This is a genomic window from Stutzerimonas stutzeri (assembly GCF_038561965.1).
GTDB classification, from domain to species: domain Bacteria; phylum Pseudomonadota; class Gammaproteobacteria; order Pseudomonadales; family Pseudomonadaceae; genus Stutzerimonas; species Stutzerimonas stutzeri_AA.
In genome coordinates, this window is sequence record NZ_CP139348.1 from 947,952 (window position 1) to 963,804 (window position 15,853).

Sequence of the window (15,853 nt, forward strand, 5' to 3'; positions counted from 1 at the left end):
TGTATGACCGTGCGGGCGCGCCGGCACTCGTCCTGAATGCTGCGGATGCTGGCCGAACCCGGCTTTGACCGAGCCGGTGAAGGCACATCCTATGCCATCAGAGTCAGCTGAGACAGGGAAAACCCCTGCTACGTTCCGGGCTATTTCTTCTATTCTGCCTGCACTGATGCATCTTCCCAATCATCCAGAACCCGTGGGCGCTTCGCACAACGAAAAAGCCCGAAGTGCGAACACTTCGGGCTTTCTTTTCAGCGATGCCAGGCGGAGAGGTCAGGCAACCTGTACCGGGATGGCGTTGCTGGTGTGGCTAAGCTCGCCGTCGGCACCCATGTAGAGCACGTGAGGCTTGAAGCTGAGCAGCTCGGCCTCGCTGTAGTGGGCGTAGGCGCAGATGATCAGGCGATGGCCGACACCCGCCTTGTGAGCAGCGGCACCGTTGACCGAGATGATTTTCGACCCTTCCTCGCCGCGGATCGCGTAGGTGGTGAAGCGCTCGCCGTTGTCGACGTTGTAGATCTGGATCTGTTCGTACTCACGGATGCCGGCCAGGTCCAGCCACTCGCCGTCGATGGCGCAGGAACCTTCATAATCGAGCACCGAGTGAGTTACCTGGGCGCGGTGCAGTTTGGCCTTAAGCATGATGGCGTGCATGGCAGGGTCCTCCGGGTGCGCAAGCGGCGCAGAGTGTGCCTCAAGCCTTGAGGGTGATCAAGGCTGCGGACAATTGGCTGGGATCAGGCCGATGTGCGGATATCGACGAGCAGGTTATCGAGCAGTCTCGTCTTGCCCAAATAGGCAGCGGCGAGAATAACCACTTCGCTGGACGCGTCGCTCACGGGCTGCAGATCGATGGCGTTGCGAACTTCCAGATAGTCCGGACGCAGGCCGGCGGTTTGCAGCGCGCTCAGGCCTTCGTCGATCAGTGCCGGGTAGTCACGGCGGCCGCCGCGGATGGCCATGTCCAGCTGGTTCAGCGTGCGATAGAGCACGGGAGCCGTGGCACGCTCGTCCGGGGTCAGATAGCCGTTGCGCGACGACAGTGCCAGGCCGTCATCGGCCCGAACGATCGGCTCGGAAAGGATCTGCACCGGCATGTTCAGGTCGCGAACCATGGTGCGAATAACCGCCAGCTGCTGGAAGTCCTTCTGCCCGAACACCGCGAGATCCGGCAAAACCATGTTGAACAGCTTGGTCACCACCGTGGAGACGCCGTCGAAGTGCCCGGGGCGACTGCCGCCACACAGGCCTTCCGATACGCCAGGGACGCGGACGATGGTCTGCTGGGCCTGGCCGTGTGGGTACATCTCTTCCACGCTGGGCGCGAAGAGCAGGTGGCAGCCGGCTTCGAACAACTTGTCCTGATCCGCTGCCAGGGTACGCGGATAGCTGTCCAGGTCCTCGTTGGGGCCGAACTGCAGCGGGTTGACGAAGATGCTGGCGACTACGAAGTCGGCACGCTGACCGGCCTTTTTTACCAGTGCGATATGGCCAGCGTGCAGATTGCCCATGGTCGGCACGAAGCCGATGCGCTTGCCCTCGCTGCGGGCCCGGGCGACCGCAGCGCGCAGGTCGGCAATGGTCTTGACGATGTTCATGCGGAGAAACCGTGCTCGGCTGCGGGAAATTCGGTGGCCTTGACCGCTTTTACATAGCCGGCAATGGCGGAAGGGATGTCGCCGTGCTCGCGCATGAAGTTCTTGACGAACTTCGGTACACGACTGCTGAGCGAAAGCCCGAGCATATCGTGCAGCACCAACACCTGGCCGTCGGTGTCGCTGCCGGCGCCGATGCCGATCACCGGAATGCCCACCGCCTGAGTAATGCGCGCGGCGAGATCGCTGGGGACGCATTCGAGCAGTAACATCGCGGCGCCAGCGGCTTCCAGCGCTTTGGCGTCTGCCAGCATTTGCTGCGCCTGGGCTTCTTCGCGGCCTTGGACCTTGTAACCGCCGAAGAGGTTAACGGCCTGAGGCGTCAGCCCCATGTGGGCGCAGACCGGAATGCCACGCTCGGCCAGAAGCCGGATCGACTCGGCCAGCCAGGCAGTGCCTTCGAGCTTGATCATGTGCGCGCCGGCCTGCATCAGCACGGCCGAGTTGTTCAGGGTCTGCTCAGTCGTGGCGTTAGCCATGAATGGCAGGTCGGCAACGATCATCGCGCCACGGTTGCCGCGTTTGACGCTGGCGGTGTGGTAGGCCATGTCGGCGACGGTGACTGGCAAGGTGCTGTCGTGACCTTGCAGGACCATGCCGAGTGAGTCGCCGATCAAAAGCATCTCGACGCCCGCATCGCAGGCGGTCTTGGCGAAGGTGGCGTCATAGCAGGTGAGCATGACGATCTTCTCGCGCTTGTGCTTGAGTCCTTGCAGCGTGGTCAGGGTTACGTCTGGCATGAATGCCGTCCTCTTCGAGCCTCGGAGGTCAGGATTGCCGGGGCAGTGCACCGCTAGCGCGCGGCGGTCGCCAATGGCAGAGGGCGCTTATAGTCCCGGCGGCGACAGAGTAAGTCAATCGCGAGTGTTACCCGCACGTTACGTTCGTTACCGCGACGGTGACACTGTCGCTGGAGAGGCGCTCCAGGCCGCTGAATGGGCAGGCTGCGAGCAGATCGGTGAGTCGCCGACCGTCTGCTAGCACCAGTTCCGCCGGCGCAATCTCGGCCAATGGGTAGAGCACGAATGCGCGGGCCTGCATGTGATAGTGCGGAACCTTGAGGCGCGGCTCGTCAATCAGGCGGTCGCCGAACAGCAGCATATCCAGATCCAGCGTGCGTGGTCCCCAGCGTTTGGCTTTGCGTTCGCGGCCCTGGGCCAGTTCGATGCACTGCAGGGCGTCGAGCAGGGCGAGCGGTGCGAGGCTGGTGTCCAGGGCAGCAACAGCATTGACGTAGCGTGGCTGGTCGGCTGGCCCAAGTGGATCGCTGGCATAGAGTGACGAGACTGCCGCCAGGTTGCTTTGCGAGAGCTCTGCCAGCGCCTGGAGGGCGCCGCGCAGTTGTTGTTGCGGATCGGCCAGGTTGCTCCCCAGGCCGATATAGACGCGTTCCATCTTACTCGGCCGGGGTGGCGGCGCTGTCGCCCGGAGCCCGCCGGCGACGTCCGCCGCGGCGGCGTTTTTTCGCTCCGCCCGCTTCGTCTTTATTGCTGAGCCCGCGAATCATGTTGCGCCGCTCGCTTTCGCTGGCTTCCTGGTAGTCGGTCCACCAGTCACCCAGGCCCCCGGTCTGCTCACCGGCGCTTTCACGCAGCAGGAGGAAGTCGTAACCGGCACGGAAGCGGGGGTTTTCCAGCAGCTGGTCGGCGCGGCGACCCTGGCGACGTGGCAGGCGCTCCTGCATATCCCAGATTTCGCGCATGGGCATGGTGAAGCGTTTGGGAATGGCGGTGCGCTGGCACTGCTCCCAGATGATGTCGTGCGCGGCTTCCTGCATCGCCGGGATCGGCGGCATGCCACGATCCTGCAGTTCCTGCACGCGAGCGGGCAGGGCAGGCCAGAGCAGTGCGGCGAAAAGGAAGGCGGGCGTGACCGGCTTGCCTTGCTGGATACGCAGGTCGGTATTGGCCAGCGCGTTGCGGATCAGCGTACCGGCGTATTCCGGGTCGCGCTCCAGGGCCGCTGCGCTCGCCGGGAACAGCGGGGCGAAAAGGTCGTATTCGAGCAGCAGCTCGAAGGTGCGCTCGGCCTTGCCACCGAGGAACAGCTTGAGTATTTCGTCGAACAGACGGGCCGAGGGAATGCCGTCGAGCAGGTCGGCCAGATCGACGATGGGTTCGGCGCTGTGGCGCTCGATCTCAAAGTCGAGTTTGGCGGCGAAGCGCACCGCGCGCAGCATGCGCACCGGGTCTTCCTGATAGCGTTGCTCGGGGTCACCAATCAGCCGAATCAGGCGGTTGCGGATATCATGCACACCGCGGGTGTGATCGAGAATGCGTTCCGTGGTCGGATCGTAATACAGCGCGTTAATGGTGAAGTCGCGGCGCTGGGCGTCGTCCTCGAGCGTGCCATAGATGTTGTCGCGCAGGATGCGCCCGCTCTCATTACGCGATGCCATATGGCTGGCGTCATCGTCATCCTCTTCGGGATGGTTGGCGCGGAAGGTGGCGACTTCAATGATCTCGCGACCGAAATGCACATGCACCAGCTTGAACCGTCGCCCAATCACCCGTGCGTTGCGGAACTCGGCACGCACCTGCTCGGGCGTCGCGCTGGTGGCGACGTCGTAATCCTTGGGGTTCAGCTGCAGCAGCAGATCGCGCACGCAGCCGCCCACGACATAGGCCTCGTAACCAGCCTGCTGCAGCCGTTCGACCACGCTCACCGCGTAACGACTGATCTCGTTGCGATGCAGGGAATGCTGCCGGCTGGACAGAATTTCAGGTGTGCGGCGGGGATGCGGGATACGGCGCAGAGGAAGACGAAAAGACTGGAACAGCTTTTTCAGCATGGGGGGCAACTGTGTGGCGGAATGACGGGCCGGTGTCGCGAATGGCCGCGAAACCTGCGCGGATTCTAGCACCGAGAGTGCTGGATGTTGAACGATGCGCGGGGAGGTGTCAAAAAGCATCTTGCGCAGCGTGACGAAGGTATTGCTCAGCGCAGCACTCAGGTCGGGTGCGTGGTGCTTGATGTGGCGCCAGTGCAACGGGTTCGCGGGCCGGGTCGACAAATCCCGAATAGCACAAAGGGGAGCCGAAGCTCCCCTCTGAATACTGTTGCGTGCTTTTATTGTTATTAGTCGTTCAGGCGTTGCTGTTCTTGTTGTTCGCCTGTTCCCTTGGGCCGTGGCCTTCGAGAGCGCTCTTATAATGAGAGCTAATAGCAAACGGATTTCTTTGGTTGCTGACTTTGCCTTGATCTTCGATCCAACCAGTGCGGGCCCTGCTCGATGCAGTTTTTTATTGTTCTCGGCCTGGTCGTGGGGCGAACCCCGTGGCAAGTCCTCTCCAAAAGAATCAGTTAGCTGCGCCTCCGCCTTCTTGTCGTTATTTTGCTGGAGCCGTTACGTCTTGTTCTTGTTATGGGATCTGCTTGTTATTGTTGTTGTGCCATTTAGATAGCAGTTGCCGTGCCAGCTTTTTAAATTCGTTATATATCAGTAGGTTAGTGATTTTTGCATTTCAGGCGGGCAAGAAAAAACCGGGACAACGTTACCGTTACTCCCGGTTTTTGTTACGAGTCGTGCAGTGGCGGTAACAGGTTACCCAGCAGCGCTACTCGATTTGCGGCGTGGGATACCCAGGCGCTGGCGCCGTTCCCATAGGCATTTCCGGCTGATGCCCAGCTTGCGAGCCAGCTCGGTTTCGGTCATGTGGTCCTGATGTTCGAGCACGAAGTGCTGGAAGTAATCCTCCAGCGACAGGTCCTCGGTCGGCTCGTTGCTGCTGGCTATACCGCGGATGCTGCCGAGGGGCTCGTCGAAGTCGTCGTCCAACTCATCAAGCTCGATGTCGATGCCAAGCAGCTCGGCATCGATTTCCGGGCTTTCGCTAAGAATTGCCGCGCGTTCGATTGCGTTTTCCAGCTCGCGCACGTTGCCTGGCCAGGAGTAATGACGGATCGCCTGCTCGGCATCGCGGGAGAAGTGCAGATCATCGCTGCCCATGCGTTCGCCCTGGCGTGCGAGGAACGCCTCGGCGATCTCCAGCACGTCACTCCCGCGCTCGCGCAGCGGCGGTAGCTTGAGCGCGATGACGTGCAGTCGGTAGTAGAGGTCTTCACGGAACTGCCCGGTCTTGGCCAGGGTTTTCAGGTCGCGGTGCGTAGCTGCAATCAGGCGCACATCGACCTTCTGCGATTGCACCGAGCCAACCCGGCGGATCTCGCCTTCCTGCAATACCCGCAGCAGGCGTGCCTGCGCCTCCAGTGGCAGTTCGCCGATCTCGTCGAGGAACAGTGTGCCACCATCCGCTGCTTCGACCAGGCCGGCGCGGCCCGCACTGGCGCCGGTGAAGGCACCTTTTTCATGGCCGAACAGTTCGGACTCGATCAGTGTTTCCGGGATGGCGGCGCAGTTGACCGAAATCATCGGGGCCTTGGCGCGTCGTGAAAGGTTGTGCAGCGCACGGGCGACCAATTCCTTGCCGGTGCCCGACTCGCCCTGAATCAGCACGTTGGAGTCGGTCGGGGCGACCTTGCGAATCTTGCCGAACATATCCTGCATGGGCGCGCAGTGGCCGATGATGCCGATGTCGTCCCGATCAGCTTCGCCTGATGCGGCGCTCGTGTTACGCGCGGGTTGCGCCTGTGTCGCGGCGTTGTGCTGATGGTCGCTGAGAATGCGTGCCACGGTCTGCAGCATCTCGTCGTGATCGAATGGTTTGGCGATGTAGTCGACCGCGCCCATCTTCATCGAGTCCACAGCCGAGCGCAGACTGGCATAGCTGGTCATGATCAGCACTGGCGTGCCTTCGGCGAGCTTGATCAGCTCTGTGCCGGGCGCGCCGGGTAGTCTTAGGTCGCTGACGATGAGGTCGAAACCCGGAATGCTGTAGCGCTCCTGTGCCTCCTGCACCGAGCCGGCTTCGCTGACCTCGTACTGGTTGCGCTCAAGCAGGCGTCGCAGGGCAGAGCGGATGATGGTTTCGTCTTCGACGATCAGAATGTGTGACATCAGTACTCTCTCGACGGTCTGGAGGCAGAACCGGCGCCGGGCCGGAACGGCAGTCGCCTCTTCAACTTACGGCATGGGACGCTTCGACATGCCGCGGCAGGGTGATGCGAAAACGGGTGCCGCGCTGTGTTTCCGGGTCGGCCGGGCTGTCGATATCGATCTGGCCATAATGCTCTTCAATGATCGAATAGACCAGCGCGAGGCCCAGGCCGGTGCCTTCGCCTGGGTCCTTGGTGGTGAAAAACGGTTCGAACAGTCGATCCTGAATGTCCTTGGGAATCCCCTCGCCTTCGTCCTCGACCAGCAGATACACGGTCTGCTCGGCGACCTCGCTGCTGATACGGATCACGCCGCCTTGCGGCGACGCGTCGCGGGCATTGGAAAGCAGGTTGATCAGTACTTGCGCGAGGCGTTGCGGGTCGCCTTCGGCAAAATGCTCCGGATCGCAGATGTTGACGAACTGCACCTCGGTGCGATTGCGGTTGAGCGAGAGCAGGCCGATGGCATCTTGCGTGGCTTGCGCCAGGCTCACCGGATACAGCTGGTGCTGGCGCTCGCCGGCATGGGCGAAGCTCATCAGCGATTGCACAATGCGCGAGACGCGCTTGGTTTGCTCGATGATCTGGCCGCTGATCTCAACGATTTCGCCATCACCGTCGCGCTCTTCCCGCAGGTTCTGCGCCAGGCAGGCGATGCCGGTGATCGGATTGCCGATTTCGTGCGCAACACCGGCTGCCAGGCGGCCGATGCTGGCCAGGCGTTCGGAGTGCACCAGGCGGTCCTCAAGCTGCTGGGTTTCGGTCAGGTCTTCGACCAGCAGCACCAGGCCGCTATTACCCGGCGCCAGTGGCTCGGCAATGGCTGCCTTGTGCAGGTTGAGGCAGCGGCGATGGCCATTGTGCGCCAGGCGTTGCTTGTGCAGGTGCTCGTCGGCTTGCTCAATGAAATCGCTCAGCAGGCTGCGCCAGGGCTCGGCGATGGTCGACAGGCGCGAGCCGACTACCTGCAGCGCGGGAATCTCGGTGAGCTCTTCGAGGGCGCGGTTCCACATGAGGATTTCCTGATCCTTGGCCAGCGAGCAGACGCCCATGGGCAGTTCCTGCAGTGTTTGCCGGTGATAGCGGCGCAGGGCATCGAGTTCAGCGGCCAGGCCGGTCAGGCGCGAGTGGTACTCCTCCAGACGGCTCTCGATGAAGTGAATATCTTCGGTGATGTAGCCCTCGGCACCGTTTTTGTAGGCCAGGAAGTTCTCGACGATGTCTTGCGCCACGCTGGGGCCCATCAGGCCGGAAAGGTTGGCTTCAATACGGTCGCGCAGGCGGCGCAGAGCGTAGGGGCGGTGCTCGTCGAAGGGCAATTGCAGATCGCGCAGTGCCTGTTCCACTTCGCGCTGGGCGGTCTTGGCGCCGAGAGGCTTGGCCAGCTGGGTAGCGAACTCCTGCGGCGAGGCAGCCATCAGCTCGCGACGTTGTGGGCGGCGGACATTCTCCACAGCGCAGGCTTCGGCAGCACTCTGCTCTTCGGGACTGGTTTCGGTGAAGATGGAGAACAACGAGAACGCCAGTACGTTGACTGCTAGCGAGGCGATCGCAGCCAGGTGCCAACTGGTGTCATCCAGCACGTAGACGACGTTGAATAACGGTATGTAGAAACCATCCAGATTGCCTACCAGCGGCAACAGCATGGTTACCATCCAGACGCCGATGCCGCCCAGCAGGCCGGCGATGTAGCCACGCCGATTGGCCGTCGGCCAGTAGAGCACCGAAAGCACGCCTGGAAGGAACTGCAGGGTGGCGACGAAGGCGACGATGCCGAGGTTGGACAAATCCTGCTCGGCGCCGAGCAGCAGGTAGAAACCGTAGCCGGCCATGATGATGGCGAAGATCAGGCTGCGGCGTGTCCACTTCAGCCAGCGATAGATGTTGCCTTCGCTGGATGGCTGATACAGCGGCAGCACCAGATGGTTGAGCGCCATACCCGACAGCGCCAGGGTGCTGACGATGATCAACCCACTGGAGGCTGACAGGCCGCCAACGAACGCCAGTAGCGCCAACGTCTCGCTCTGCGCGGCGATCCCCAGGCCGAGGGTGAAGTACTCCGGGTTGGTGCTCACCCCAAGCTTGAGGCCGGCCCAGAGAATCAGCGGTACGGCCAGGCTCATCAGCAGCAGATAGAGCGGCAAACCCCAGCTGGCACTGACCAGGCCGCGTGGGTTGAGGTTTTCGGTAAAGGTCATGTGGTACATGTGCGGCATCACGATGGCTGAGGCGAAGAACACCAGCAGCAGCGTGCGCCAGGGGCCTTCCTGCAAAGGTGTGTGCAATGCCTGCAAGGCCGACTGGTTCTGCAGCAGCCAGATCTCCAGCTGATGCGGGCCGCCGAATACCACATAAAGGGCATAGAGGCCGATCGCACCGAAGGTCACCAGTTTGACGATGGATTCGAAGGCGATGGCGAACACCAGTCCTTCATGTTTTTCCCGCGTGGCGATGTGACGGGCACCGAAAAGAATGGTGAACAGCATGATCATCAGGCAGTAGCCCAGCGCCACGCGCTCTTGCAGCGGTTCGAGGGTGAGGATGCCGATGGCATCGGCCACCGCCTGGATCTGCAGGGCGAGCAACGGCAGCATGCCGATCAGCATGACGATGGTGGTCAGGGCGCCGCTCCAGGTGCTGCGGAAACGGAACGCCACCAGGTCGGCGAGTGACGACAGCTGGTAGGTGCGGGTGATGCGCAGAATCGGATAGAGCAGCACCGGCGCCAGCAGAAAGGCGCCGCAGACGCCCAGATAGGTGGCGAGAAAACCATAGCCGTACTGATAGGCCAGGCCGACGGTGCCGTAGAAGGCCCAGGCGCTGGCATAGACGCCCAGCGATAGGGTGTAGGTCAGTGGATGACGGATGACCCAGCGCGGAATCAGGCCGCGTTCGCTGACCCAGGCGACGCCGAACAGCATGAACAGGTAGGCGGCGCTGATCAGGATCAGGTGGCTCAGGCTAAAGCTCGTCTGCATCACGCTGGCTCTGGAGAATGAAGGTCACCACGATCAGGATCAGCCACAGCAGGTAGGGTCGATACCACGCGCCGTTGGGGTCGATCCACCAGTCCATGATCGCCGGGGAGAACAGATAGATCCCCACTACCAGGAGCAGCACCAGTCGGTAGATATACATGCCGGGTCTCGTGTCGGAAGTGAGGCGATGGTAGAGCAGCGGCACGTTGCAAGCCACCAGTGGCGGGCAAAACCAGTCGTATGTTCCGCTCGGCGCTGCCGGCCACTCAACGCAGCTGCGCCTCAGCCAGAGTCCGGGTGCGCGGGATACGTTCGGCATCCCAGTGACTAACCGCCCAGCCGAGGATTTCGCTTGGCAGCGCATCGTTCAGTTCTGCTGCCGGCAGCTGGCCGAGGGCGCGCAGTGCGCGCAGCAGCAGCGGGCTCGCCTCGTGGGGCTGCAACGGTGGCGAGCGGTAGCTCTTGCCCAGCTTGTGGCCGTCCGGCTGGATGATCAGCGGCAGGTGCAGATAGCGTGGTTGCGGCAGGCCCAATACTTCCTGCAGGTAGAGCTGGCGCGGCGTGGAGTCGAGCAGATCGGCGCCACGCACGACGTCGGTGACACCTTGCCAGGCATCGTCCAGCACCACGGCGAGCTGGTAGGCGATCAGGCCGTCGCGGCGGCAGATTACGAAATCACCAACCTCGCGACCCAGGTGCTGACGAAACTCGCCCTGCACGCGATCGATGAAGCCACACTCGCGGTCCGGTAGCCGCAGGCGAATGGCTGCATCTTCGAGGCCGTTCCCGGCGTCGCGGCAAAAGCCGGGGTAGGGACCAGGGTAGTCTGCGAGCTGCTTGCGCGAGCAGGTGCAGGCATAGGCCAGCCCTTCATCGAGCAATCGCTCAATTGCGGTGCGATATGCCGCGTGCCGCTCGCTCTGGCACAGCATCTCGCCGTCCCATTCGAAGCCGTAACTCAAGAGCGTATCGACGATGGCCTTCTGCGCGCCCGGCATTTCCCGCGGCGGATCGATGTCCTCCATGCGTAGCAGCCAGCGACCGCCGACCGCGCGGGCATCCAGGTACGAAGCAAGGGCCGCGACCAGCGAGCCGAAATGCAGGTAACCACTGGGCGTCGGGGCAAAACGGCCGACGTAGCGATCAGTAGGGGCAGGGGTGGCAGAGGGCATGGCAGAGCCGGCGCGATCGGTGATGGCGGGGCGGATGAAGCGCTGCAGAGTCCTGAAATGAAGCGGGGCGCCGAAGCGCCCCGTTCGGGATCAGGAACCGATCTGCTTTTCCTTGATCTCCGCCAGCGTCTTGCAGTCGATGCAGAGCGTGGCGGTGGGGCGAGCTTCGAGTCGGCGGATGCCGATCTCGACGCCGCAGGAGTCGCACCAGCCGTACTCGTTGTCTTCGATCAGCTGCAGCGTCTCGTCGATCTTCTTGATCAGCTTGCGCTCGCGGTCGCGGGCGCGCAGTTCCAGGCTGAACTCTTCTTCCTGGCTGGCACGGTCGGCCGGATCAGGGAAATTGGCAGCCTCGTCCTGCATGTGGTGCACGGTGCGATCGACCTCTTCCATCAGCTCCTGTTTCCACTTGTTCAGGATGCCAGTGAAGTGGGCGCGCATCTTGTCGCTCATGTATTCGTCGCCCTTGCTTTCCTTATAGGGCTCGAAGGCGCGAATCAGTTGCTTGTTCGACGGTGTATCTTTGGTAATGGGCATGGATGAACGCCTCTCGCTATGTCCATTGCGCAGGATGATTTGTCCCTTGCCGGCCCGTGCCGGCCCTGCGGCTGCAAGCGGGCGAACTTACCAGATCGGATCGGGGCGCGCTACTCCCGAATCCAACAGTAATTACAGCAGTATCGGGACCTTGGGTAGAATTCACGTTTCGTTCTCAGCAGGAAGGTCAGATGACCTCGTCATACAGTGCGCGCAGCCGCGCAATCGAACCTTTCCACGTCATGGCGCTTTTGGAGCGGGCCAACCAGCTGCAAGTTCAAGGCCACGACGTCATTCATCTGGAAATTGGCGAACCGGACTTCACCACCGCAGCGCCTATCGTCGCTGCAGGGCAGGCCGCATTGGCGGCCGGGCACACACGTTACACACCCGCCCGCGGCCTGCCGCAGCTGCGTGAAGCCATTGCCGGCTTCTACGTGCAACGCTATGGATTAACCATTGACCCCGAACGCATCCTGATTACGCCCGGTGGCTCCGGTGCGCTGCTGCTGGCGGCGAGCCTGCTGGTGGATCCGGGCAAGCACTGGTTGCTCGCCGATCCGGGCTACCCCTGCAATCGGCATTTCCTGCGGCTAGTCGAGGGTACTGCGCAATTGGTGCCGGTCGGCCCCGAGGTTCGCTATCAGCTGACCCCGGAGCTGGTCGAGCGCTACTGGGACCGCGACAGTGTCGGTGCGCTGGTCGCGTCGCCGGCCAATCCGACGGGCACGCTGCTGGAGCGCGACGAACTGGCCCGGCTGTCCGGGGCGCTGAAAGAACGTGGCGGTCATCTGGTGGTTGATGAGATCTACCACGGGCTGACTTATGGCGTCGATGCGGCCAGCGTGCTGGAGGTCGATGACGGCGCGTTCGTGCTCAACAGCTTTTCCAAGTACTTCGGCATGACCGGCTGGCGCCTGGGCTGGCTGGTGGCGCCGCCGGCTGCCGTTCCGGAGCTGGAAAAGCTTGCGCAAAACCTCTACATCAGCGCGCCAAGCATGGCCCAGCACGCAGCCCTGGCCTGCTTCGAACCGGCGACGCTGGAGATACTCAAGGCGCGACGCTGCGAATTCGCCCGTCGGCGAGACTTCCTGTTACCAGCCCTGCGCGAGCTGGGCTTCGGCATCGCGGTCGAGCCGCAAGGGGCGTTCTATCTGTATGCCGATATCAGTGCGTTCGGCGGCGATGCCTACGCATTCTGCCAACATATGCTGGAAATCGAATTCGTCGCGATCACCCCGGGATTGGATTTTGGCCGCTTCCAGGCCGGGCATCATGTGCGCTTTGCCTACACCCAAGACCTGCCTCGTCTGGAGCAAGCCGTCGCGCGCATCGCCCGTGGCTTGCGTAGCTGGCAATCCTGATGCGCTTCGCTCAAGCGCTGGAACAGGGGCGACTGGTCAGGCGTTACAAGCGCTTTCTCGCCGATATCATCACGGATGAAGGCGAGGCGTTGTGTATTCACTGCCCCAACACCGGGTCGATGCTCAACTGCATGGAGGAAGGCGCGCGGCTGTGGTTCCAACGCAGCAACGACCCTCGGCGCAAGCTGCCTGGCACCTGGGAACTGGTTGAAACGCCGCAGGGGCGCTTGGCTTGCGTGAATACGGCACGGGCCAATCCGTTGGTCGAGGAGGCGCTGCTGAACGGGCAGATCGCCGAGTTGGCGGGGTTTACGGCGCTAAAACGTGAAGTCGCCTATGGAACGGAGAACAGCCGGGTGGATTTTCGCCTCGACTATGCTGGCGTTGCCGCATTCGTTGAGGTCAAGAGCGTCACCCTCGGGTTTGCCGATACGGCTGTTGCAGCGTTTCCCGATGCGGTGACTGCGCGTGGCACCAGGCACCTGCGTGAACTGGCGGCGCTGGCTCGGGCGGGGGTACGCGCCGTGCAACTGTACTGCGTCAATCTCAGTGGTGTCGAAGCGGTTCGGCCCGCGGGCGAGATCGATCCGGTATATGCCGCAGCGCTGCTGGAGGCAGTGGCGGCTGGGGTCGAGGTGCTTGCTTACGGCGTCGAGCTGTCCCCATCAGAGCTGCGGATTGGCGCTCGGCTACCGGTGTTGCTCTGACGCCGCGGCATAAATTTTTCTGCGGCTGGGGAACAAAGTGCCTTTCGTCTGGCCTCAACGAGGCTGGAAACCACATCCATCACCTCCGGGAGGCTCTGCTCCGCCGTTTGATACGGCGTAACGACGCGATCCTACCGGCTTCGATGGCGGCATCTTGGGCGGCACCGCGATTGCGCGCGTGCCGTTGTGGGCAGAACTGATTTTCGGACCTCCGCGCCGGGCGCGGGCGTCATTGATGAGGCGACAAAGAATGCGAATTCTCGTTTGCGGTGCCGGTGGCCAAGTGGGGCGAGAGCTTGTTGAGCGAGCGGTAGGTTTTGGCTTGGAAGCGCTGGCTCCGACGCGGGCGCAGCTGGATATCTCCAAGCCTGAACAGGTCGCGGCCGCGATGCGTCAACGCCCCAAGCTGATCATCAATGCGGCAGCCTACACCCATGTGGACAATGCTGAATCCCATAGCGAGCAGGCCTATGCGGTAAACCGGGACGGGGCGCGTCACCTCGCCGAGGCCGCCGCGCATGCGGGGATTCCGCTGTTCCACATCTCCACCGATTACGTGTTCTCGGGTGAGGCCGATCACCCTTACACCGACGGCGACGCAACCGGTCCGACTGGCGTGTATGGCGCGAGCAAGCTGGCTGGGGAGGAGGCAATCAGGGCCCGCCTGCCTGCCCACCTGATCCTGCGGACCAGTTGGGTGTATGGCGTGCACGGGCACAATTTCGTCAAGACCATGCTGCGGCTCGCGCGGCAGCGCGATGCGCTTGGCGTGGTAAGCGATCAGATCGGTTGCCCGACCCAGGCTGGCACGATCGCTTCGGTGTTGCTGGAGCTGGCCCGGCGGCATGCCGCCGGTGCTGAGCTCGCCTGGGGCGTGTACCACTACAGCGGCGCTCCAGCCTGTTCCTGGTACGACTTCGCCGCCGAGATTTTCCGTCAGGGCGAAGCGGCCGGCCTGATCGAGCGACAGCCGACCGTATCGCCGATCGCTACTGCGCAATATCCAACACCTGCTCGTCGCCCGGCCTGGTCGGTGCTCGATTGCAGTCGCTTCGAGTCGACGTTCGGCCTGAAGCTCCATGCCTGGCAGGACGATCTGGCTGATGTCATCGCCACGCTGCAGCACCAGGAACAGCGCTCGGTCGCCCGCGAAAGAAGCTCCCGGGCCTGATACGACGTTTACGGCGGTCGCCCGGCCGCCGTGCGATTTCCCCGATCACCGGTGTATTCTTGCGCCCCCCGCGCCTGGGCGCGGCCTGACGTTCGGCTCTCGCGAGGAAGCGCAGCATGGTGGTGGTGTTGGCAATCCTGCCGATCTTCGGTCTGATTACGCTCGGTTATCTGTTCGGCTGGCGCCAATGGTTGAGCAGTGAAGGCGCCGCCGGCCTGGCCAGCGTCACCTTCAAACTGTTCATGCCGGCGGTGTTGTTTACCGGAATTGCACGTGCCGAGCTAAGCGACGGCATGTCGCCGATGCTTCTGCTGGCCTATTTCGTGCCGGTTCTGCTGGTTTTCTTGCTGGTCAATGCGGTTGCCCACCTGCGGAACGGACGGGCGACACCGCTGGGTCTCACGGCTGCCTATTCGAACAATGTGCTGGTTGGCATCCCGTTGGTGACCACACTGCTCGGCGCGGAAAGTCTGGTTTATGTATTCGCCATCCTGGTGTTTCACAGTCTCGTGCTGTTTTCGCTGCAGAGTTTCTACGCGGCGCTGGGTGACGGCGACAAGGTCAGCGCGCCGGCGCTGCTGAAGAACCTGGCGAATCCGTTGATCATCGGGCTGTTGCTTGGTGCGTTGTTAAACCTCTCCGGCCTGGCACTGCCCGAGCCACTGTGGCGCGTTGCCGGATGGCTGGCGCAAGCGGCGTTGCCCTGTGCGCTGATGGTGCTGGGTATCAGCCTGTCGCGTTACCGGTTGCGCCCAAGCAGCTTGGTACTACTGCTGACGCTGATCAAGCTGGCGCTGTTTCCGGCACTGGTCTGGTGGCTGAGCGGTTTGTTGCCTGGGCTGAATCAGGATGCGCGCAACGTACTGGTGCTGCTTGCGGCCTGCCCTAGCGGGGTCAATGTGCTGGCCTTCGTCAAACACTCAGAGGATACGCGAGCGGTCAGTTCGACCGTGTTTCTGTCCACGGTATTGGCCGTCGTCAGCCTGCCGCTCTGGATGATGCTCGCAGCTGGCTAACCGAATTTTGCCCGTCGGCAGCTGGCAGTCTTGACGTTGCATGGTGGATTTTGACGAACGCCCCCGAGCTGGGGGTGTCACAAAATCACAGCCTTTGGAAAACGGGAGAGAACAGCATGCTGAAATTTATCGGCGGGACCGCGGGAATCATCTTCATCATTGGCCTGATCGTGGTGATCGGGATATTCAAGCTGCTGTTCTGACGGAACGGGGGCGCAGTAGGGCTGTTCGGCACGCGCCGGGCAGCCCTTTTTCATGCTC

15 protein-coding genes are annotated in these 15,853 nt (G+C 62.4%); 5 read left to right on the top strand and 10 right to left on the bottom strand.

The window, feature by feature from the left end:
• Positions 1-270: 270 nt before the first annotated feature.
• The 10 genes from panD to dksA form a co-directional block, all read right to left on the bottom strand.
• Complete coding sequence (panD, locus tag SM130_RS04230; RefSeq protein WP_102824563.1) at positions 271-651, bottom strand: aspartate 1-decarboxylase; 381 nt, start codon at positions 649-651, stop codon at positions 271-273.
• Between the two features lie 83 nt (positions 652-734).
• Positions 735-1,595 (bottom strand): pantoate--beta-alanine ligase, encoded by an 861-nt coding sequence (gene panC, locus SM130_RS04235; RefSeq protein ID WP_102824564.1) that lies wholly within the window; start codon positions 1,593-1,595, stop codon positions 735-737.
• Positions 1,592-2,392: a 3-methyl-2-oxobutanoate hydroxymethyltransferase gene (panB, locus tag SM130_RS04240; RefSeq protein ID WP_102824565.1), complete on the bottom strand. Its 801-nt coding sequence runs from the start codon at positions 2,390-2,392 to the stop codon at positions 1,592-1,594. Before panB ends, panC begins: the two co-directional genes overlap by 4 nt.
• A 127-nt stretch (positions 2,393-2,519) precedes the next feature.
• Positions 2,520-3,047 (bottom strand): 2-amino-4-hydroxy-6-hydroxymethyldihydropteridine diphosphokinase, encoded by a 528-nt coding sequence (gene folK / locus SM130_RS04245; protein WP_102824566.1) that lies wholly within the window; start codon positions 3,045-3,047, stop codon positions 2,520-2,522.
• 1 nt (position 3,048) lies between these two features.
• Positions 3,049-4,443, bottom strand: a complete 1,395-nt coding sequence (locus SM130_RS04250; RefSeq protein ID WP_102824644.1) for a polynucleotide adenylyltransferase PcnB — start codon at positions 4,441-4,443, stop codon at positions 3,049-3,051.
• Positions 4,444-5,196: 753 nt separating this feature from the next.
• The gene (locus SM130_RS04255; RefSeq protein ID WP_102824567.1) at positions 5,197-6,609 is read right to left on the bottom strand and encodes a sigma-54-dependent transcriptional regulator; all 1,413 of its coding nucleotides are present in this window, start codon (positions 6,607-6,609) and stop codon (positions 5,197-5,199) included.
• A 61-nt stretch (positions 6,610-6,670) separates the two neighbouring features.
• A complete protein-coding gene (locus SM130_RS04260) occupies positions 6,671-9,625 on the bottom strand; it encodes a sensor histidine kinase (RefSeq protein WP_102824568.1) in 2,955 nt (984 codons plus the stop codon).
• Positions 9,609-9,785, bottom strand: a complete 177-nt coding sequence (locus tag SM130_RS04265; RefSeq protein ID WP_003095129.1) for a hypothetical protein — start codon at positions 9,783-9,785, stop codon at positions 9,609-9,611. Before SM130_RS04265 ends, SM130_RS04260 begins: the two co-directional genes overlap by 17 nt.
• A 106-nt stretch (positions 9,786-9,891) precedes the next feature.
• Entirely contained in the window at positions 9,892-10,797 is a 906-nt protein-coding gene (gene gluQRS, locus SM130_RS04270) for a tRNA glutamyl-Q(34) synthetase GluQRS (protein WP_102824569.1), read from the bottom strand.
• A gap of 90 nt (positions 10,798-10,887) precedes the next feature.
• Entirely contained in the window at positions 10,888-11,334 is a 447-nt protein-coding gene (gene dksA, locus SM130_RS04275; protein WP_102824570.1) for an RNA polymerase-binding protein DksA, read from the bottom strand.
• Positions 11,335-11,525: 191 nt separating this feature from the next.
• Here dksA and SM130_RS04280 point away from each other — a divergent pair, with 191 nt between their 5' ends.
• From SM130_RS04280 to SM130_RS04300, 5 genes are all read left to right on the top strand, one after another.
• The gene (locus SM130_RS04280; RefSeq protein WP_102824571.1) at positions 11,526-12,698 is read left to right on the top strand and encodes a pyridoxal phosphate-dependent aminotransferase; all 1,173 of its coding nucleotides are present in this window, start codon (positions 11,526-11,528) and stop codon (positions 12,696-12,698) included.
• Positions 12,698-13,405, top strand: a complete 708-nt coding sequence (gene sfsA, locus SM130_RS04285; protein ID WP_102824572.1) for a DNA/RNA nuclease SfsA — start codon at positions 12,698-12,700, stop codon at positions 13,403-13,405. Before SM130_RS04280 ends, sfsA begins: the two co-directional genes overlap by 1 nt.
• Positions 13,406-13,655: 250 nt before the next feature.
• Positions 13,656-14,576, top strand: coding sequence for a dTDP-4-dehydrorhamnose reductase (gene rfbD / locus SM130_RS04290; RefSeq protein ID WP_102824573.1), 921 nt, complete (start codon positions 13,656-13,658; stop codon positions 14,574-14,576).
• A 116-nt stretch (positions 14,577-14,692) separates the two neighbouring features.
• A complete protein-coding gene (locus SM130_RS04295; RefSeq protein WP_102824574.1) occupies positions 14,693-15,592 on the top strand; it encodes an AEC family transporter in 900 nt (299 codons plus the stop codon).
• A 50-nt stretch (positions 15,593-15,642) separates the two neighbouring features.
• Positions 15,643-15,795: a hypothetical protein gene (locus SM130_RS04300; protein WP_181019234.1), complete on the top strand. Its 153-nt coding sequence runs from the start codon at positions 15,643-15,645 to the stop codon at positions 15,793-15,795.
• Positions 15,796-15,853: the final 58 nt, after the last annotated feature.

Coding starts and splice junctions, on each gene's coding strand:
- SM130_RS04280 (WP_102824571.1), top strand. CDS start 11,526: ATGACCTCGTCATACAGTGCGCGCAGCCGCGCAATCGAACCTTTCCAC.
- panC (WP_102824564.1), bottom strand. CDS start 1,595: ATGAACATCGTCAAGACCATTGCCGACCTGCGCGCTGCGGTCGCCCGG.
- SM130_RS04250 (WP_102824644.1), bottom strand. CDS start 4,443: ATGCTGAAAAAGCTGTTCCAGTCTTTTCGTCTTCCTCTGCGCCGTATC.
- gluQRS (WP_102824569.1), bottom strand. CDS start 10,797: ATGCCCTCTGCCACCCCTGCCCCTACTGATCGCTACGTCGGCCGTTTT.
- panD (WP_102824563.1), bottom strand. CDS start 651: ATGCACGCCATCATGCTTAAGGCCAAACTGCACCGCGCCCAGGTAACT.
- SM130_RS04265 (WP_003095129.1), bottom strand. CDS start 9,785: ATGTATATCTACCGACTGGTGCTGCTCCTGGTAGTGGGGATCTATCTG.
- dksA (WP_102824570.1), bottom strand. CDS start 11,334: ATGCCCATTACCAAAGATACACCGTCGAACAAGCAACTGATTCGCGCC.
- SM130_RS04295 (WP_102824574.1), top strand. CDS start 14,693: ATGGTGGTGGTGTTGGCAATCCTGCCGATCTTCGGTCTGATTACGCTC.
- SM130_RS04255 (WP_102824567.1), bottom strand. CDS start 6,609: ATGTCACACATTCTGATCGTCGAAGACGAAACCATCATCCGCTCTGCC.
- SM130_RS04260 (WP_102824568.1), bottom strand. CDS start 9,625: ATGCAGACGAGCTTTAGCCTGAGCCACCTGATCCTGATCAGCGCCGCC.
- panB (WP_102824565.1), bottom strand. CDS start 2,392: ATGCCAGACGTAACCCTGACCACGCTGCAAGGACTCAAGCACAAGCGC.
- sfsA (WP_102824572.1), top strand. CDS start 12,698: ATGCGCTTCGCTCAAGCGCTGGAACAGGGGCGACTGGTCAGGCGTTAC.
- rfbD (WP_102824573.1), top strand. CDS start 13,656: ATGCGAATTCTCGTTTGCGGTGCCGGTGGCCAAGTGGGGCGAGAGCTT.
- folK (WP_102824566.1), bottom strand. CDS start 3,047: ATGGAACGCGTCTATATCGGCCTGGGGAGCAACCTGGCCGATCCGCAA.